Origin of the sequence: Falsibacillus pallidus (genome assembly GCF_003350505.1) — a bacterium.
GTDB classification, from domain to species: domain Bacteria; phylum Bacillota; class Bacilli; order Bacillales; family DSM-25281; genus Falsibacillus; species Falsibacillus pallidus.
The window spans coordinates 106,725-126,731 of sequence record NZ_QQAY01000003.1 but is presented as its reverse complement, the minus strand read 5'-3'; the positions used below and the strand labels follow the sequence as shown (position 1 = coordinate 126,731).

At 34.7% G+C, this 20,007-nt stretch carries 18 protein-coding genes and 1 pseudogene; 11 read left to right on the top strand and 8 right to left on the bottom strand.

All coding sequences use genetic code 11. The features are described from left to right. The 3 genes from DFR59_RS07205 (at position 1) to DFR59_RS07195 (ending at position 2,053) form a co-directional block, all read left to right on the top strand. Positions 1-1,137 carry a bifunctional cystathionine gamma-lyase/homocysteine desulfhydrase gene (locus DFR59_RS07205; RefSeq protein ID WP_114744959.1) on the top strand — a complete coding sequence of 379 codons (1,137 nt, stop codon included), beginning with the start codon at positions 1-3 and terminating at the stop codon, positions 1,135-1,137. A gap of 154 nt (positions 1,138-1,291) precedes the next feature. Then, positions 1,292-1,540, top strand: a complete 249-nt coding sequence (locus DFR59_RS07200; RefSeq protein WP_158538347.1) for a YrhC family protein — start codon at positions 1,292-1,294, stop codon at positions 1,538-1,540. Positions 1,541-1,906: 366 nt separating this feature from the next. Then, complete coding sequence (locus tag DFR59_RS07195; protein WP_114745260.1) at positions 1,907-2,053, top strand: YrzI family small protein; 147 nt, start codon at positions 1,907-1,909, stop codon at positions 2,051-2,053. Between the two features lie 221 nt (positions 2,054-2,274). Here the strand turns inward: DFR59_RS07195 and DFR59_RS07190 are convergent, their stop codons facing one another. The 3 genes and pseudogenes from DFR59_RS07190 to DFR59_RS07180 form a co-directional block, all read right to left on the bottom strand. Further along, positions 2,275-2,925, bottom strand: coding sequence for a hypothetical protein (locus DFR59_RS07190; RefSeq protein WP_114744957.1), 651 nt, complete (start codon positions 2,923-2,925; stop codon positions 2,275-2,277). A 218-nt stretch (positions 2,926-3,143) separates the two neighbouring features. Further along, positions 3,144-3,671: pseudogene (sigK, locus tag DFR59_RS07185) on the bottom strand (RNA polymerase sporulation sigma factor SigK); the annotation flags it as partial. Continuing rightward, complete coding sequence (locus tag DFR59_RS07180; protein ID WP_114744956.1) at positions 3,649-5,256, bottom strand: recombinase family protein; 1,608 nt, start codon at positions 5,254-5,256, stop codon at positions 3,649-3,651. The gene DFR59_RS07180 and the pseudogene sigK, both read right to left, overlap by 23 nt. A 277-nt stretch (positions 5,257-5,533) precedes the next feature. Here DFR59_RS07180 and DFR59_RS20050 point away from each other — a divergent pair, with 277 nt between their 5' ends. From DFR59_RS20050 to DFR59_RS07170, 4 genes are all read left to right on the top strand, one after another. Beyond that, on the top strand, positions 5,534-5,674 hold the full coding sequence (locus tag DFR59_RS20050) for a hypothetical protein (protein WP_158538346.1): 141 nt from the start codon (positions 5,534-5,536) through the stop codon (positions 5,672-5,674). An 84-nt stretch (positions 5,675-5,758) separates the two neighbouring features. Continuing rightward, positions 5,759-6,583, top strand: a complete 825-nt coding sequence (locus DFR59_RS07175; protein ID WP_114744955.1) for a hypothetical protein — start codon at positions 5,759-5,761, stop codon at positions 6,581-6,583. A gap of 12 nt (positions 6,584-6,595) precedes the next feature. Further along, entirely contained in the window at positions 6,596-6,751 is a 156-nt protein-coding gene (locus tag DFR59_RS20045; RefSeq protein WP_158538345.1) for a hypothetical protein, read from the top strand. A gap of 473 nt (positions 6,752-7,224) precedes the next feature. After that, entirely contained in the window at positions 7,225-7,758 is a 534-nt protein-coding gene (locus DFR59_RS07170) for a hypothetical protein (protein WP_114744954.1), read from the top strand. Between the two features lie 59 nt (positions 7,759-7,817). Here DFR59_RS07170 and DFR59_RS07165 read toward each other — a convergent pair whose 3' ends face one another. From DFR59_RS07165 to DFR59_RS07145, 5 genes are all read right to left on the bottom strand, one after another. Continuing rightward, the gene (locus DFR59_RS07165; protein ID WP_114744953.1) at positions 7,818-8,111 is read right to left on the bottom strand and encodes a hypothetical protein; all 294 of its coding nucleotides are present in this window, start codon (positions 8,109-8,111) and stop codon (positions 7,818-7,820) included. A gap of 2 nt (positions 8,112-8,113) precedes the next feature. Next, positions 8,114-10,291, bottom strand: coding sequence for a site-specific integrase (locus DFR59_RS07160; protein WP_114744952.1), 2,178 nt, complete (start codon positions 10,289-10,291; stop codon positions 8,114-8,116). 228 nt (positions 10,292-10,519) lie between these two features. Then, positions 10,520-10,888 carry a restriction endonuclease subunit S domain-containing protein gene (locus tag DFR59_RS07155; protein WP_114744951.1) on the bottom strand — a complete coding sequence of 123 codons (369 nt, stop codon included), beginning with the start codon at positions 10,886-10,888 and terminating at the stop codon, positions 10,520-10,522. Beyond that, on the bottom strand, positions 10,885-11,160 hold the full coding sequence (locus DFR59_RS07150) for a helix-turn-helix domain-containing protein (RefSeq protein ID WP_158538344.1): 276 nt from the start codon (positions 11,158-11,160) through the stop codon (positions 10,885-10,887). The genes DFR59_RS07155 and DFR59_RS07150 overlap by 4 nt, the downstream gene beginning before the upstream one ends. Positions 11,161-11,352: 192 nt before the next feature. Further along, positions 11,353-12,585: a hypothetical protein gene (locus DFR59_RS07145; RefSeq protein WP_245948406.1), complete on the bottom strand. Its 1,233-nt coding sequence runs from the start codon at positions 12,583-12,585 to the stop codon at positions 11,353-11,355. A 329-nt stretch (positions 12,586-12,914) separates the two neighbouring features. On the opposite strand from DFR59_RS07145, the gene DFR59_RS07140 reads away from it, so the two are divergent. The 4 genes from DFR59_RS07140 (at position 12,915) to DFR59_RS07125 (ending at position 19,967) form a co-directional block, all read left to right on the top strand. Then, on the top strand, positions 12,915-13,478 hold the full coding sequence (locus DFR59_RS07140; RefSeq protein ID WP_114744949.1) for a recombinase family protein: 564 nt from the start codon (positions 12,915-12,917) through the stop codon (positions 13,476-13,478). Positions 13,479-13,640: 162 nt separating this feature from the next. Then, positions 13,641-15,686: a type I restriction-modification system subunit M gene (locus tag DFR59_RS07135; RefSeq protein ID WP_114744948.1), complete on the top strand. Its 2,046-nt coding sequence runs from the start codon at positions 13,641-13,643 to the stop codon at positions 15,684-15,686. After that, a complete protein-coding gene (locus tag DFR59_RS07130; RefSeq protein ID WP_114744947.1) occupies positions 15,679-16,968 on the top strand; it encodes a restriction endonuclease subunit S in 1,290 nt (429 codons plus the stop codon). Before DFR59_RS07135 ends, DFR59_RS07130 begins: the two co-directional genes overlap by 8 nt. Before the next feature lie 2 nt (positions 16,969-16,970). Then, positions 16,971-19,967: a type I restriction endonuclease subunit R gene (locus DFR59_RS07125; RefSeq protein WP_114744946.1), complete on the top strand. Its 2,997-nt coding sequence runs from the start codon at positions 16,971-16,973 to the stop codon at positions 19,965-19,967. The last annotated feature ends 40 nt before the right edge of the window (positions 19,968-20,007 follow it).

The window sequence follows — 20,007 nt, the reverse complement described above, 5'->3', positions numbered from 1 at the left end:
ATGCGCAAAAAAACACAACTAATCCACGGCGGGATTTCTAATGATCCTCAGACAGGCGCCGTGTCTTTTCCAATCTATCAAGTCAGCACCTATAAGCAAGATGGTGTAGGGAATTTTAAAGGCTATGAATATTCCAGGACAGGAAATCCAACACGCAACGCATTGGAAGAATTGATCAAGGATCTTGAGGGCGGCAAAGCCGGATTTGCATTTGGCTCTGGTATGGCTGCGATCACAGCGGTCATGATGCTGTTCAACAGCGGCGACCATATCATTATGACGGACGATGTATACGGCGGAACATACCGGGTCATGTCCAAGGTGTTGAATCGAGTGGGCATTTCATCTACATTTGTTGATACAAGCGATCCGGCCAACATTGAAAAAGAAATCCGCTCCAATACGAAAGCCGTTTATATTGAAACACCGACAAATCCATTATTGAAAGTTACAGATGTAGAGGCAGCTGCGAAAATAGCAAAGGCTCATAACTTATTGACAATCGTCGATAATACATTCAGCACTCCATACTGGCAAAATCCAATCGATAATGGAGCTGATATTGTCCTGCACAGTGCGACTAAATACCTTGGCGGCCACAGCGATGTCGTTGCGGGTCTAGTGGTAGTGAATAGCGAACAATTGGCGCAGGATCTTCATTTCGTCCAAAACTCCACTGGAGGTGTTCTTGGACCTCAAGATTCATGGTTATTGATCAGAGGAATTAAAACTCTCGGAGTCCGAATGGAAGAACATGAAGCCAATACAGCACAGATCATTGAATTTCTTAAAGATCACCCGGCAGTTGAAAAGATTTATTATCCAGGCCTGCCGACTCATCCGAACCATGAGATTGCCAAGAAGCAGGGAAGAGGTTTCGGCGGCATGATCTCCTTTGATGTAGGCAGCCAGGACAACGCTGATAAATTGTTGAGCAAGACTAAATACTTCACTTTGGCAGAAAGCCTCGGTGCTGTAGAAAGTCTGATTTCAGTCCCGGCAAGGATGACACACGCATCCATTCCAGCAGAACGACGTGCAGAGTTAGGGATTACAGATGGATTAGTCCGCATTTCCGTAGGGCTTGAAGATGTGGAAGATCTGATCGAAGACTTGAAGCAGGCTCTTGAAAAATAAAATGAAATGAGAAGAAGCGGGGATGTTCCTGCTTCTTTTTTGATTTGCGATACGAAACCATTTTCCAATTAGTTCCCAGTTATTGCATCCTCTATTCTTCTGCAGATATGTTACAGTAGAAGAGTAGTAAAAAGCATCGGATGAGGTGATGACTTTGAAAAACGTATTTAATAAAATGATGGACTATAAAAGATTTGCATTTATCTTAATGGCACTCAGTGCTTTTTTATATATCGGTGTAGTGATTCCTGCTGCCGGCAAAACACTTCATAAAGAATATGCGTTAATGGCCGGTACATTGGCATCCACTGCATTCGCTGCATACTTTTTCTTTCAATCTATCAAACTTCGAAAAATCCTCAATGAGTCAGAAGAAGGACAGGATTTTCTGAGCAAAAAATAAAGCTTATTTCAACCATGTTGATATCAATTAGATCAGCATGGTTTTTATTTTTTATAAAAAAAGGAAAAAAAGGGTTTACAAACCATAACTAATTGGATATACTTACCATTGTGATTGGAAACTAACAAGGAGGTCGAATGATATGTTGGTAAGAAAATTAAATGCTGCAAAACTAAATAATACATTATGTTCGGCCGCTGAAGGATTCAGTCCGCGTTAATTTAGAATTTAATTAAACGTGCATTTCCAGACCGCAGGACGAATTTGAATTCCTGCGGTCTTTTTGTGTCTATCACAAGGGGACTCTATCCTCTTGTGTTTTTTTATGGATTTGCACTTATTTTAAGCAGAAGCGAGGTGATAAAAATGACTTTGAACATCCTATTTATGACAGTAACAATTAAAAAACGCCAAAAATCATTGGAAGAAGCTGTTCGTGATGAAACTGTAGCTCAATTATATGAAACGAACCGCGATAAACATCAAACGTTAATCAATCCGTATATGCTGTAATCGTATGAATTACAAACGAAAAGAAAGGGGTTATGATGATGATTATACAGGTAAAACGTCTGAATGCTATTTATGTGGAGAAGGATGGAGCATAACGAAGGTGACAGGATCAATGCCTGTCACACTTATACTAATGAAAAGAGAACCGAAGTCATATTGTTTCGGCTCTCTTTTCATTTAATGGAATATAGTTTGCTTTTCTGGTTAAATACAGTAAGAAATCATTCTCCCTCAATGAATGCTTCAATTTCTTTTATCTTGTCCCCGTCCGCCTGGTATGAAAATCCATATTTCGGTTTCTTCCAACCGTTGATTGCTGCGTCAAGATCATACGTTAATTCTTTCATATATTCGATTGCTTTTATTTCACGATCGGAAGCGTCCCTACGATATTTAATCACGACATTGATATCCTTATGGTCGGCTTTTTTCGGGATATCCTTCATTCGCTTGTCTTGTTCGTTGATAATGATATCCGCAAGGCTTCGCATGTTATCGAAATCTTTGTTGAGCGCAACGCCTTTCACTTTCATGATATCAAGCCCGTTTCGTGTTGCGTATGCCCTCGAAACATAATAGTAATATTTATCTTTCGTTATCTTCATCTCTTTCATATCGTCCGTGGCTTCTTTCGCATATGCCGCCGAATTATCCGCAACAAAACCTTCAACGCTTGTGTTAAAATCATATTTCATTGACAGGTCAAGTTTCGTGACGTTTTTCCAATCCTTATCGTTAACGATCTTTGGGGGTTGGGGCGCTTTCACTTCGACATTCTTCGGTACCGTTTTCATATTGATATCCTTTGCATATGCAACGCCCGTGAATAAAAGTCCGCCAACAATTAATGTTCCAATTAATTTCGATTTCATCTTGTACCCTCCAAATATTTGAAGCTATGTACAATCGTAACAAAGTTTATTTATCAAATAAACCAATTTATGTAATTTTCTCCAATAGTGATTGGTATGACTATTAATTACTTTCACGATTAATTATTCAGGAGTGAGTCTTTGAGTACTTTAAAATTTGATGTGATTCCCTAATAAAAAACCGAAGCTAAAATGGCTTCGGTCTCATTTAAAGTAGTTTATTCTGTTTGATTCCGGTTCTTCTTTTCTTTTTCCGCCCGATAGAATTCATGGAACATTTTCATAAGCGCTCTCTTTTCAATCCTCGATACATAGCTTCTGGAGATTCCGAGTTCTTTTGCAATTTCCCGCTGCGTCTTTTCTTTCTTTAAATCCAGACCGAATCTGCCGATGATGACTTCTTTTTCACGATCATCCAGTACGCTGATATATTCTTTGACCTTTTCCAATTCCATACTGAGCTGGATTGTATCAATGACATCTTCGGATTCGGATTTTAGAACATCAATGAGGGAAATTTCGTTGCCTTCTTTATCTTGGCCGATGGGGTCGTGGAGGGAGACGTCTTTCTTCGTTTTCTTCAAAGCCCGCAGATGCATCAGGATCTCGTTTTCGATACATCGTGCAGCATAGGTGGCAAGCTTTGTTCCTTTTCCTTCTGAATAGCTTTCGATCGCTTTGATCAGTCCGATGGTGCCGATGGAAATCAGGTCTTCCGCATCTTCACCTGTATTTTCGAACTTTTTGAGGTTGTGAGTATGAAGCAATGTCATTGAGTGGACCTTTTACGGTAATAGCCACTTGTTCGCCTTTAGCGTCAATCTGTATTTCTTCAATGAGTAGCTCCATTAATTCTCTCCTGTTTTCAAAAGTCATTTCATTATCTTCAAACATTAAATTAATATTATCGAGTATTAGTTTTATTTGTTCATCAGATATGGTGTTGATCTCTTGTTGTTCTATCTTGCGCTTTAGTGCATTGATTTCATCTGTAATACCAGTAATTTCAGCGTTTATTCTCTTCATGTCTTTTAGCATTTCTTCTTCAGTGATGACTTGCGCCACCACATACATGCGCTTAATCCGGTCTCGCTCGTCTGTTTTCTTTTTAAGCTGTTTTTCGAGCTCGTTGACTTGTTCGTCTAGTGTGTCATCTTTTTCTGTTAGACGGGCTTTGATGGCTTCACGGAACATCTCCGGATTGCTGAGTGAAGATTGAATTAGATTCATGATGTAATCATCCAATAGTTCGACACGAATACTCCTACAATCGCATTTTGTTATGCCATCGCCATAGCGTTTGGGATTAAGGTTAGGGCAGCGATAAACACCGTATTTCTTTTTCTCACCGGTCTTTTTATCTTCTCGTCCGTTATAAGTCGTACACTCCCAAATGCGTCCGCAATGCTTGCAGCGAATCATGCCTTTAAAAAGGTAATTGAATTTAACATTACCGCGCTTTTTGATGTTTTTCTCTTTTTGCTTTTGAGCAAGTTGGAATGTCTTTTCATCTACAATAGGAGGGACATCAACACGAATCCACTCACTTTCATCGCGGATGGTATAGGTTTTCTTCTGTTTACCGGACCCTGTGCGTTCACCCCAAACCTTTTTTGTTTCTCGTTTATTATAAACGTAATTACCGATATAAATTTCTGAGGTTAAAATTCTTCTGATTGATGTTGCCCCAAAATTTTTACTTTCAGCACGTTTTGGTACAGCACCTGCGGCGAATAGCTTATCTCCAATCTCACGAAGCGTATAACCTTCCAAGTACCATGTGTATATTTTATTGACAAAAATGGCTTCAGGCTCATTTATGACAAGCTCACCATCACGATAATCATAACCGTACGGTGCCGTTCGCATCGGCATAATCTTTTTATCTTTTTCAACGGCACGGAGGCGTCCTCTTATGGTTCTTTTCCGGATTTGTGCTAACTCGTACTGAGCGAATACTGAACGCATGTTAAAGAACATTTGACCTTCCGGGGTGTTTTGGTATTCCGTATCAATAAAAATGATTTCTACACCTTGTCTGTCCCATTCTTTACACACGATAAGCTTATCTGTGAGATCACGAGTCAAACGATCCGGATCCGTTATAATGACTTTATGGATGATTCCGTTTGCTGTATCATCACGAAGCTGGTTCATTTGCGGACGATCAATGTCCTCACCACTTCGACCTTCTTCGCGGTACACTTTCACTTGTTTAGGGGAGTAACCTAACTCTTTTGCACGCTTCATACACAGGTCTTCTTGCGTTTCCAAACTGTAGCCCTCTTCAGCTTGTGAGATGGTGCTTACCCTAAGATAAATGCCAATCATGGTGTCAACTCCTTCCTCTATTGCTATGTATATTCATTCTTACCATGATTCATTAAAAGTATAGATTTTTTGAACGGAACAAAATAGGGAGGGGAATTATTTACCAAAAGACAGTGAGTGACATGTTATTTGTAAGGGCAAACGGATAAATTGTATAAAAGTGGCGGCGTAGGTCGAACATTGAAATATAAAGGTTTAAAAACACTAAAAAGAAGGGTAATAAAAATTAAAAATAAATAGTAACTTTAGATAAAAACCTTTTTATATGGAGGTAGACATGTCTAATTCTATTAAAAAATTGGAAAAAATTAATACCGACTCAACCGTTGAAAACAAGCGGAAGAAAAAACTAAAGAACGGTGAAACTGTTTATTTTGCAACATTAAAGAGAAATAAACCTGCTGCATTTGGAAAATAATCTCCTATTCTTCTCTATTGATAACTTGTCTAAATATTGGTAAAATTACCTAGATAAGTTTACAGAGTTGAGAGGGGATTTTTTTTGGGGAAAAAGAAATTGGGATACGGGGGAAGTATATTATTTTTTCTTATATTAATCGGTACAAAATTTCTTGATAACAAACTAGGGGATTTGTTTGATTCACTACATAAGGTAATGGCAAAACCATTTGCAGTTTCGATATTACAATATAACGAAAAAATGTCAGTTTGGCTATCGGTGGGACAATTTTTTTTACTGCTAACGATATATGGTTTGATTGTGTTGGGTATTGTTTTTCTAATCAATATTACATTTGCCAAAAAGAAAACGGGATTCGAAAACTACGAGGATACTGAGGAGAATTTAGGAGAAGCTTTGGTTGCTATTGCAAATGGAGAAGGTCAAAATGTAATAGATGAAAAAGTTACTTCCTATATGACAGAAATAGAAATGGAAATTAAAAAGATTTTTAATGTAAGGAAGAAACAATTAGATTTTATTTGGTATTTCCCCAAGGAATTAAGCGAGGACGCTATAGATTCCGAAGAAGAATATGACTTTGAACTAGTCTACTTAAAAAAGCCTAAGGATTTAGATAACGCCCAGGCATTAATCAATTCTTCCTTAGATGTTGAAGCGGTACGTATCAAAGAGGAAAATGTTAAAGGAAGATGGGAAACAAAAGACGCTAAATTTGAGCAGTTTATAACTGTTAGAAATTATGGATCTCCAAGTCTGGGCTTAGGTGTCTTTATTTATAAAGAAAATGTTCTAAACGAAGAGAACGAGCAGGAATTTATACAATTCACAACGAACTTATTATTATTAGGATTTCATGAACAATTTGTAAAATCTATTGCGAAAAAAGTAAAAAGAGCAGTTTAAGGAGGAGAAAAGATGGGTAAAGCTATTGGAAGTACATCAAAAAAGCTCGGTTCCTCTACACTAAAAAGAAGTCAAAAAGCGGCAGCTGGAGTTTATAATAAAGGGATTAAATCAATGAGCAGCAGTAAAAAATCGAGCACATCAAAACGTGTGAAGGTCTCATCATAAACAAATCAAAAAGGGATTGAGCATTTTATTGCTCAACCCTTTTTTACTGTAAAGAAACTTATAAGTTCACCCATCGATTGAAACATCCTTGGTGTTCCGGAACTTGTTCTAGTAAAGAGAAAGAACAAGTTATCGGCTAGAATGACTTTCAAGTAATATATCTCACCTAGGTAGTCAAACCGATAAAGGAACTTATGGATTTGAACACTTTTACCTCCGTTTCGATTAATATATTCATTTAATAAATGCATTTGTACATTAAATAGATTGACAGAAGGTTTTGTCGTCATAATTTTAGATAATCTTTCCATATAGTCATTATGGACGAAATATTGAAAATTAAGTCCGAGATGCCCCGTTTTGCAGAAAGAGTGAACATTTCGATTAACGTAATAAGAAATAAATAGTTATTTTTTTTAAAAAGGGCGCGAGAATTCTCCCTCCAATAAAATTAATATAAAAGGGAGGTTATTATGAAAAAAATATACGTGCTCATTATTATGACAGTTCTATTGTGTGGTTGTTCAATTATCAATAAAGATCAATATGTTCAGTATGAAATAAAAAATTTATCAGATAGAAAAACCACTTATAATAAGGATGTTTTTATCTATACAGAATTTTTATCAACAGAACATTTTATTGATTCTAAAGACAGTACATACAATAAAGATACATATATACGGAGAGATCCTTATCGATACGCTATAACTATCCACGGGGAATTTGAGGTAGTTGTTAACGTAACCTCAACAGTCTATATAGACAACGAGATTGTGAATGAATTAAAATTTGATAAAATAAAACGCTCTGAAAGTTCTATTTTTTCATTAGGGATTTTCGAATTAGATAAAGACCCAGAAAAAATAAAAGAAATAAAAATAGTTACAAAATTCATTGGAATAAAAAACGGCAAAGAGGAGCCATATGAAATAGAAGAGTTTTTTGAAGTTGAAAAAACTATTAAAAAAGGAAACAGATTCTTAGATAGACTAAACTCTGTATAAAAATCAAATAGCATTTTAAGGCAACAAAAAACTGAACAAAATTGTTCAGTTTTTTGTTTCTATACGATCAAATCCTTTAATCTAGGAGCAATGTTTTGTTGATAAATATCTTTAAATAATTTTCGCTTTATATCGATGCCTTTACATATGTAGGGTCTTTTACTCTGAATTTTTAACTCACCACTATGGCACCACCGACGAACTGTAACGAGTGACTTTTTCGAAAATTTTTTGACATCCTCAGCATTATAATCAAATTCGTCGAATATCTCCTCGAATGATTCGGGGAGATATTCTTTTGGATCTATTTTTAACTCTTCAGACAGTTTCATAAAATCATCATAAGACATCAAAATTATCCAACCTCCAAAATTGACTCTCTTTCTAGTTGTAATTTTTTCAACTTGGTTTGAAGTTCTTTGTAAGATTGAACACGTTTTTCCGGAGTAATCCCATTTTCTTCACAATATTTAATATCAGTTAATTTCTTTGCTTCTGATTGTAAAGATGAAATAATCTCGTCGTAATTGTCTAATTGTGCTTTTTCAGCAGAAGATAAAATTGGTTTAATGTCAGCATTTTCTAGAATCTTTTGATTTTTCGCTGGTCGATTAAGCATTTTATTCTCCCACTCTTCTAATTCATCTAAACCCCAAGGGAAATCATAGGCATGTTTTAATACACCTGCATAAATCTCTAGCTCAGTTTTAGCTGTATAGTGTTTTTCATTAATAGTTACAGGTTTGTGGCGGCAATGCCACATCGCAACCATTTGTTTTTGATCGTTTAACACAGGGTCATCGTGAATAATTGTTTCTTTTACAATAATATTGTTTCCAGTATGCCTCATATCGTAGGAACTAAAGTGTTTGATTTCATGAGGAGACAAATAATCTGCAAAGCATCCTTTATATTTCCTCAGCCAGCCATATAAGGTGTTTGAAACAGAATAAGGTTCATCAGGTTTATATTCGTCCGGTCTAAATAAAAATCCTTGCCCAATCGACTGAGGAGTTTTTTTGTAAAGCCATAATAGATAACGATTTATCAGTTTTACAGCTTTTTCCGGAATTAAAGTACCATAATCTGGAGATGGACTTAGCTGTTTTTTGCTAATATCTTTAGTTATCCAAATGGCGCCGAATTTCGCACCTTCAATTTCTTTTAATTTCATCAAACCAGTGCTTTTATCGATATCAAGGTGTTTTTCAATTCTCATCTGTCTTAATTCGTTAGGTCGAATAACACCAAAGAACGAGATCATGATCATTGCAGCAAATTTTAAAGGTTTAGGGAAAATGCCGTTTTTATTTTCCATTAATGTTTTATATATCCCTATCATTTGATTTCTTTTTAAGAAAAGAGACGTTTGAGTATTAACAATTTTTTTGGTGCCGTTAGGAGGGAGATAAGTGTTTATTGCATTGAAAATATGGTCCTCCCATTTTTCTAACTGCCGCCATCCTTTATAATCATCAACACTTGTTTCAAATTCTTTCTCTTCCAGTTCTAAGCGTTTCTTATACAGAAGGAAAATGATGAATGCTCTGATGTGGTTTCGAACATCGGAACGAGTCGACGGCATTAAACCATGAGAAATAACCTTAATATCTTGAGATATTATATTTTTTAAATCTAATACTTCTGGATCGAATTTCTCCATTTCTTCTTGTGTCGGTTCAATAATTTTTCTGTTTCTCTCATCGTATGAAATATTGATGCCACACCTTGCACAAATCATTTTGAAAAAGAAGCGAGTGAGAGATTTCCGATGAACTTCAGCTGCTGATTCAGTTATAAATTGATTGACAAATTCTGTTCTTCTATAGGAGATATCATATTCTGAACGATGATTTAAATACTCATCGATTAAATTTTGTTGTTGTTTAGTTAAAAAATCGTAATAAGGTGTTTTCTTGTTCCCCATCGATTTATCACGAAAATCGTTATAATTATTAATTATCCATTGTTTGTTCCATAGGGAATTTGTCAGTCGAGCAGGATTTAAAGTGCCGTTAGCACTGTAATATTTCAAAACAAAACCTGTTTCCTTTTCAATTTCAGAAATAGAAGCATAATTTTGTTTAATTTCTTCAACATGTTTTTTTAATTGATTAAAAATAACATAGTTTTTTACTCCACCATTCGTTCCTTTTAGAGGAGGCGCGATGTCTTTTCCAACTTTAAAAAAAGAGTTTTTGTAAGGTGACTTATTCATTAAAACTTCAGATAATTCTCCGACTGAAAAAACGCCCAGCTCCCTCAAGGCTTTATCAATGGTAGTAAGTTCTCCATATTTTTCTTGTAGTTTTTCAAACGACAAACCATACTTATCGGCTAGCAATTTAGCTTCATATCTTAATTTAACAATGGCATCGTTTCCGAGACCCAACTTTTCTTTAAGAGTTTTTGTTGGTGTAGACAATAATTCACCGATCGAAAGTATACCGAAATTAAGAAGTAAATCTATAGTTTGTTTCGAAATGTTCAACTCATCCACAGATATTTCAAGTAATGATCGTACTTTTTTCATTTTCAACCTCCTTTGCATAGTATTTGCTCATAACGATCATTTTATACCATTTTTAACTACAACTAAGTGCGAAAGCATACAAAGAAGAGGAGTAAAATGAGCGTTATGAGCGTTTGTATTCAAAAAAAATAATAAGGGCTAATTGTCTAAAAACAACTGTATACCTTATTATTCTTTGTTTCAACAGGTGTTTTATACCAATAAAAAAGCTTAAACCTATTTTATGGTTTAAGCTTTTTTATTGGTGAGATATTCCACCAGTTCATTTGTCAATGCTTTTAATTGTTCGACATGGCTTTTTATTCTTTTTTGTTCTGCCAGAGATGCTATTACAAAATCAAACTGACTATTTATCTTTTTACGTGTTTTTTTAGGATTTAATACAATTGATTTTCCTGTATTGTATAAGTCAATGTTTGTCTGCAATGTAATTAAGGTTCCACTCTCTCCACACCCACACATCCATTTACCATCGAAAGTGTTCATCGTAGCTTCTTTTTGACAAAAAGGACAAGGAAATAGAATGAGAGGTTTTTCATAGTAATAGCTGATTTTATTTGTTTTAAAAAAAGAAAGGCAAGTATAGCTTTTACTCAACTGCTTAAAGCTTCCCTTACTGATTTTGTTCGTTTAACAGATCTGAAAACAAATTCCTTCAAGCTTCTTCCGGAAATAGCATATTTTCTATTATACTGATAGGAATCGATTTTTCCCTCTCGGCACATTCTTCTAACGCTGATCGAACTAAGTCCAATTAAAACAGCAACTTCGTTTGGAGTTAGCATTTCATCGTCGTCGATGTTTGCGAATTTGGGCTCTAGCTTAGGCGCTAAACCCAATTCTTTTTCAAGTAGGTAATCAAAAGGCATATAAGCACCTCCATAAAAATTTGATATTGTAATAATCATTATGATCAGAATTTTGGTATTTTATACCAATTTCAGAATAAAAGGGATAAAGGAACAAGCTACATAAAATTAGGATTTATTAAAGTGGTTAGTGTTAATGAAGATAATACAAAAAAAATAAGCGCCAATCATTAGGCGCTTAATTTGATTTAGTTAAGCAGGAATATGATATAACATGACAGCTAACTTAACTTCTCTATTTTTATCCCCATTAATATGGAATCTGTAATTAATCCAGGATTCGTTAGTTTCACTTACAAAGTCTAAAAAATTAGGATGGTCCGCTGTTTCTTTTTTCACCGTATCCAGTACAGGGCTAAAACTTTTAGTTCTTACAAACATAATTACTGCTGCTTTGGAATCTCTCCATGTCAAGTAATCCAATAATTGGCTTATGGTGTCGAGATAACCCTTTTTTCCTTTCCAAAACTTACATTCGCCTATAAATACATTGCTGTTTTCGTGCCTTAATAAAATATCTGTTTTTCCTCTTTTATTAAATGTTTCTCCTGTTGCCGAACCTTCGAAACGAGCTTCTAAATTCATCAAGATATGATCTCTTAAATCTTCTTCACCTTTTCCGGAGTAGGTTGATGGCATTCTTTCAAACATAACACCAACATCATGAATAACACTTAATATCTCATTATAAACTTTCATATCTATTGATGGATCTGGTTTATAACCATTTTCAGTAACGATAGGTTTTGCAGAAATCTTTTGACGAACTTTCGGGACAGGAACAGCAAAAGTTTTTGGAGTATCTGCTGATTTACGGATTGGTACAGATAGACTCCCGACTAAGTTTTTCCTCGAAAGAATTTGTTCTTTTCTTTTTTGGAACACAGCCTGAATTTTTCCTTCAAGGGCTTGATTGAATTGGTCAATATCCTTCTGGAGATAACCAATCTGTTGTTGAATACGATTAAGAAATGATTGATACTCTCTTTCCACAGATTCTGCAGTATCAGAAAAAACGATTACACTAAAAAGTATTTCATTCTCCGTTATCGGAACACTTTGAGACCACATTATGTATTGGCTCGGTCTTATTTTTAAAAATCCTCTATCACCTGAATATGGTATATGAAAAGTAATTACCGGACGAGGATAGGATTTACTAGTAGTAACGTAAAAACTATTAGGAAATCTATCAGACGATATTAATTCCTCTTTTTCAGTAGCATAAATCTGGTCAGTTAATAAAGTAACTGGATTCATTTGATACACTCCCAACAAATGGGCAATATAATCTGACTCGTTTGTGTTAAGGATGTAATTATCATTTTCCCGGTCGATGGTTTGTTTAATACTTTCTTCTTTCTCTCTTGAAAAAGAAAAGAAGTCTTTTTCTGAAAATAACTTTATATTTGTTCTACCATACAATTTAATAGCCTCCCAATATTATTCAATAATTATATTATACTGAATTTTTTACTTTTTTTTCTAGATGTACCGGTTCATATTTAATAAACTTCGGGAGAATTGAAATTTATAACTAGGATTCATTTTCCTTAAAGGTCTAAAAAATAAAATACGAAACATAACGATAGCATCCGAAAAACGACCGTTTAATTGACAAATTTTCAGACAATGTATAACGGTTGTTTTTTCTTGTTATACTGAATAAAAACTGTTCGAAAAAGGGTACGAAAAGTCTTTTGTTCGAAAAAGATTAAAGCCACCTTTTTTCGTACAATCAATAAGAGGAAGAAATGAAGCTAGGTTACGCACGTGTGTCAACTGATGATCAGGACATGCTCATGCAAATAGAAGCGCTTAAAGCAGCCGGGGTTAAAGAAGAAAACATTTATAAAGAACACTTATCCGGAATGAAGAAGGATAGACCGGAATTGAATAAACTACTTGATTATGCTCGTGAGGGTGATGAAATCGTTGTATTTAAGCTCGATCGAATCAGCCGTAGCTTAAAGCATCTAGAAGAGCTCGTTGAAGAGTTTGAAAAGCGAGGAATTGAATTCATCTCCCTTCATGAAAAAATTGATACAAACAGTGCTTCGGGTAAATTATTTTTTCGTATGATGGGAGCAATCGCTGAATTTGAGCGAGATATCATATCTGAACGTACAAAAGAGCAACTTGCAGCTAAGAAGAAAAACGGTGTTAAACTTGGGCGTCCAACTGTCGATACTGAAAAATTAGAAATGGCATTTGCATTATATGAATCAAAACGCTTTTCGGTTGCTGAAATTACAAAGAAAACTGGCGTTAGCCGAACCACACTTTATGATTATTTAAGAAATCGTCCTGTAAGTTAGGACGATTTTATTTGTTTACTTGTTGAATTTTAGCGTTTTATTAGCAATTTGTTCGAAAAATGTAATGAAACGTTCTTGTTGTTATTGTAAAATTGATAAAAGGAAAAAACTGATAAAAAAGAAATTATATCAAAATTTGCTTAAATTGGGGTGTCGAATATAATGGAAATCTTAAAAAATAACGAATTTGTTAATTTCATATGGAAAAATGCTGAAATATTACGTGGTCCATACAAAAAAGAAGAATATCGAGATGTTATATTACCATTGAGTGTACTACGTCGTTTCGACTCATTACTGGAACCGACAAAGAAAGAAGTATTAGAAAAAGCAAAGTCAATAAAGCATGATGCAATATTAAATAGAATAACTGGATACGATTTCAATAATACGAGTCCTTTTGATTTTCAGACTTTATTGAAAGATCCTGATAACATAGCTGCTAATTTACGTAATTACATACAAGGTTATTCAACAAATGTACGCGTAATTTTTGAAAGGTTTGATTTTGAAGATGAAATAAAAAAAATGGATGAGCATAACTTGCTATACAGTGTTATTCAATTATTCGCAAGTATGGACCTGAGTGTTGAAAAAGTGTCCAATATACAAATGGGTTACATATTTGAAGAACTAATTCGACGTTTCTCTGAAAATGCTGAAGCTGGTGACCATTATACTCCTCGTGAGGTTATTAAATTAATGGTAAATCTACTTTTGAATGAAGATCAGTCCGAGTTGATGAAAGAGGGGAAAATAGTTCAAATAGGAGATTTTGCATGTGGAACAGGTGGTATGTTATCTGAAGCAACTGAGTACATCAAGGAATTAAATCCAAATACACAAGTAGAAGTTTTCGGACAGGAAATAAACCCAAAATCATATGCAATTGCTTGTGCAGATTTACTAATTAAGGGTCAAAACGCAGGACAGATTGCTTTTGGAAACTCGCTAACTGAAGAAACTGACGGTCACAAAGGTTTACAGGTTCGTTACTCGTTAATGAATCCCCCATTTGGAGTAGATTGGAAGCATTACAGTTCTTCAATTTTAGAAGAACATGAGGAAAAAGGGGAATCAGGAAGATATGGAGCTGGTATTCCTAGGACATCAGATGGATCCCTTTTATTCTTACAGCACATGGTTTCAAAAATGAAAAAAGATGAACTTGGAAGTAGAATGGCAATCATCTTTAATGGTTCCCCTTTGTTTACTGGTGATGCTGGGAGCGGTGAAAGTGAGGTTCGCCGTTGGTTAATCGAAAATGATTTATTAGAAGCTATAGTCGCATTACCTGACCAATTATTCTATAACACAGGAATTCCAACGTATATCTGGATATTATCTAATAGAAAAAACGGTGATTTAAAAAAAGGGGCAGTTCGTAAAGGCAAGATACAACTTCTCGATGCGAGTAATTATTTTACTAGAATGAGAAAAAACATGGGTAACAAACGAAACGAAATCACACAAAGTCAGATAGATGAAATTACTAGAATTTATGGAGAGTTTAAAGAAAATGAATATTGTAAGATATTTGATTTAGATGATTTTGGTTTCAAAAAAATAACAGTAGAACGACCGTTAAAACTGAACTTTAGGATATCAGAAGAGCGTATCAAAAATCTATATACTGAAGCTGCCTTTTCTAAGCTTTTCAATGAGGAAACCTATTTAGAGCTAAAAACAAAAAAAGAAAAAAAAGCTAGCGATCTTAAGAAAATTAAAGCCCTTGAAGAAGGGAAAAGTTTACAAGATAGTATAGTTGCACAATTAACTGAAAATACCTCGAGCGCTATTTATTTTAACAGGGAAGAGTTTTTAAATGTGTTAAAGCCTCTGCTATCAAATATACCAGAAGTAAAAGGGTCGCTCCTAAAAGCGATTTATATGGGGTTAAGCGAAAGAGATGAAAATGCTGAAGAGTGTAGAGATAAAAAAGGCAATGTTGAGTCCGATCCATCGTTAAGGGATACAGAAAGTGTACCTTTAAAGCAAGATATATATAAATATTTTGAACAAGAAGTATTGCCACATGTATCAGATGCATGGATAGATGAAAGCAAAACAAAAGTTGGTTACGAGATACCATTTACTAGAATCTTCTACAAATATCAACCTTTACCTTCATCAGTAGAAATTAAAAAAGATATGCGTAAAATGGAACAAGAAATCCTATTATTAATGGAGGGGTTATTGAATGAATAAGTATCCTTCCTATATTGATTCAGGAAAAGAGTGGTTAAGGGAAATCCCGAGTCACTGGGGTTTATCCAAAGTTAAATACATAGGAGATTATATTAACGGTTATGCCTTTAAGCCAACGGAATGGTCTGATACTGGGCTTAAAATCATCAGAATTCAAAACCTTACTGATAGAAATGCAAATTTTAATTATTATTCGGGAAGAAAAATTAGCGATAAATATTTGATAAAAAAGGGAGATATATTACTATCTTGGTCTGCTAGCTTAGGTGTGCACTTTTGGATGCAAGAAGAAGCGTTATTAAATCAACATATTTTTAAAGTAATACCAAATGAAAAGTTGGTTGAGAAAAACTTTTATTATTGGTTAGCAAAATGTTTTATTAACGAAATGGAGAAAGATACGCACGGATCAACAATGACACATCTTACTAAAGATAAGTTTGGTTCCTTTGAAGTACCTCTTCCTCCGCTTTCTGAACAAAGTCAAATTGCTGATTTTCTTAAAGACCAAATAGAAAAAATAGATAATATTATTTTAAAGCAGCAACAGGTTATTGAAAGAATGAAGGAATATCGAATTTCTTTGATTACGGAAATTATAACAAAAGGACTCCAAAGAAATGTCCCGATGAAAAAGAGTAATGTACCGTGGATAGGTGACATTCCAGAGCATTGGGAAATTAAGAAATTTAAGCATAAATTCTATATTAAAAAGGAAATCAATCAAGAAAAGGATCCCGTTGTACTATCCCTTACCCAAAAGGGGTTGAAAATAAAAGACTTAACAAGCAATGAAGGTCAACACGCAGACAACTACTCAAAATATCAAAGAGTTGAACTTAAAGATTTTGTTATGAATATGATGGACTTGTTAACAGGATGGGTTGATAGTTCGCCATATGAAGGAGTAACAAGCCCGGATTATCGGGTATTTGTACAAAAAAATAAAGAAGAATGTCATGATTACTATTTATATTACTTTAAAATATGTTATTTAAGTAAAATTTTCTTTGGTCATGGACAGGGTGTATCAACTTTAGGAAGATGGAGATTACAGACTGATGTGTTTAAGAATTTCCCAATAATGATACCTCCAATACAGGAACAATTTGAGATAGTAAAATATATTGAAGAGAAGACAAGTAACATTGATTCACTTATTGATAAAATTGATGGTTTTATAAGAAATGCAGAAGTATATAAAAAAGCTTTAATTTTTGAAGTTGTTACTGGAAAAATTGATGTTCGGAATTATAAAAAATCAATAATGGAGGTGAAGTAAAAATGATCTTAACACCAGATATATTAAAAGAACGTGCATTTCAAACAGTAGTCAAGGAATACTTGACTACTGTTAATGGATATTTGGAGGGATCTAACCAAGACTACAATCGCCAATATGCATTTGATGAAACACAATTATTCTTATTTTTAGAAGAGACCCAAGAAAAATCGTTATCCAGATTAAAAGAGATTTATAAAGGTCAATATAAACAGAAAATCTTATTTAGGTTAGATAATGAATTAAAAAGACGTGGAATGGTCGATGTACTACGTAATGGTATTAAAGATTACGGCGTGCAACTTGATTTAGCTTATTTTAAACCTCCAACGACTCTAAACAAAGAGTTGTTAGAGCTATACTCAAAAAATCGTCTTTCTGTAACCGAAGAACTCATACATAAAGAAGGCGAAAGAATTGATTTAGTAATATTTTTAAACGGTCTACCCGTACTTGCTTTTGAACTCAAAAATGAATTCACTGGTCAAGATGTTGAAGATGCGAAGCAACAGTGGATGAATGATCGCAGCGGAAAAGATACATTATTCCGTTTTAAACAGCGAGTGATTGCATGCTTTGCGATAGATACGAATGAAGCTTTTATGACAACGAAATTAAATGGGACAAAAACCTTCTTCCTCCCTTTTAATAAAGGGTATAGCGGAGGCAAAGGCAATCCTCCTGTTACAGGAAAGCTTAAAACGCATTATGTTTGGGAAGATGTTCTAACACGTGAAAACTTACTTGAAATTCTTGATAAGTTTGTTTATCTAATTGTAGATGAAGATGAAGATGATAACGGTAAAATTAAAATAAAGGAAACACTCATATTCCCTCGTTATCATCAGAGAGATGCCGTTAAAAAGGTTTTAACACACGCTAAAGCGTTTGGTTCTGGGCAATCCTATCTTATTCAACATAGCGCAGGAAGTGGTAAAACGAACTCTATTTCTTGGTTGTCACACCGTTTGGCAACATTACATAATGATGAAAATGAATCTGTCTTTGAAGGAGTAATAGTTGTTACTGACCGGAAAGTCTTAGATAAACAACTTCAAAAAGCCGTATATCAACTTGAACATAAAGCTGGGATGGTTGCAAAAATTGAAGAAGACTCATCTCAATTAGCAGAATCTTTAAATAAAGGTACGAAAATTATAATTACGACTATTCAAAAGTTCCCATTTATTCTTGATAAACTCGGTACCCTAAAGAATAAAAACTTTGCCATCATTATTGATGAAGCCCACTCTTCAACGAGCGGAAAGAACATGGCAGCACTTACTACCAGCTTGACTTTAGAAGAAGCTCAGAAACAGGATGAAGAAGCAGAAGCAAATCAAACTGATGCTGAAGAAAAAATTCTAGATGAAATTACTCGAGTCGGAAAGCAACCGAATATTAGTTTCTTCGCTTTTACTGCAACGCCAAAGGGCAGCACACTTAAAATGTTCGGGACAGTAGATGATGAAGGCAAGCCACATCCGTTTCATCTTTACAGCATGAAACAAGCGATTCAAGAGGGCTTTATTCTAGACGTTTTAAAAAATTATGTTACTTATGGTACCTATTATCGAGTGGCTAAAAAGATCGAAGATGATCCGGAGTTTGAAAGTGCAAAAGCAACAAAAGCCATTTCTCGTTTTGTAAGCTTGCACCCACATAATATTGAACAGAAAACAGAAATCATTATTGAACATTACCGGAAAATTACGAGTAAAAAACTAAACGGACAAGCTAAAGCGATGGTTGTTACCGCTTCCCGTTTGCACGCTGTTCGTTACAAACTAGCGTTTGATGCCTACATAAAGAAAAAGGGTTATAAGGATATGAAAGCGCTCGTAGCGTTCTCAGGTACTGTGAAAGATAGTGGCGATGAATACACAGAACCTGGTATGAACAAATTTCCGGAAAAGCAATTACCGAAGAAGTTTGATAGTGATGAATATCAAGTATTGCTTGTTGCGGAAAAGTATCAAACCGGGTTTGATCAACCTAAGCTGCATACGATGTTTGTTGATAAAAAACTGACAGGATTAAAAGCTGTTCAAACACTATCACGACTTAATCGCACACATCCTGACAAAGAAGATACATTCATCTTAGATTTTGTAAATGACCCGGATGATATTCGTAAATCGTTTGAACCTTATTATGAAGACACCGTATTAAAAGGTGACGTTGAACCAAACGAGCTTTATAGCATACAACAAGAAATTGATAATTATATGATTCTAATGGATGATGAAGTGGATAAATTCGTTGAAATCATCTATAAAGAAAAGAAAACGAAGCGCGATACGGAGCTCTCGAATAACTACATTGACTCAGCTGTGGATCGCTATAAACGTTTAAGCGATGAAGAACAGCGAGATTTTGTGAGTAAAGCTAAAAAGTTTAATAGCGTCTATATGTTTGTTCTACAAATCACACCATTTAAAGATGTTGAACTGCATAAGTTGTTTGTGTATCTTCGCTATTTATTAAAGAAGATATCAATTAAGGGTAGCCCTCCTGTAAATCTAGAGGATAAAATAGTGCTTGAATATTACTCCTTAAAAAAGAAAAAAGGCGACACGAATATTACACTTGGGGAAGATGAAGAGGATTATTTTGTTGAAATTAATGTTAGTGGCGGAAAAGGCAATGAAGAGCCGCCAACAGATCCTCTTACTGCAATTCTCGAAAGACTGAACTCTAAAAATGGGACCGAATTCGGTGAGCATGAAAAGCTAAACATCCAGCAAATCATTGAAACGGCAAAAGAAGATCAAACCCTCAGAACTCAGGCACAAAACAACTCGCTTGATGACTTTATTCTAGGTTTTCGTAAACGTTTTATGGATTATGTTGTTGAAGGATTTGAAAAGAATCAAGGCTTCTTTGGTAAAATCCTTGAAGACGATTTATTTCGTGATCAACTTGAAGGATATATGGGTGAGCATGTATATGAATTACTCAAGGCATCCGGGTTTGATGAAGTAAATAAAAATCAATAAAAAATAAAAAATAGAAAAACAAGCAAAATGTAGATTTTAA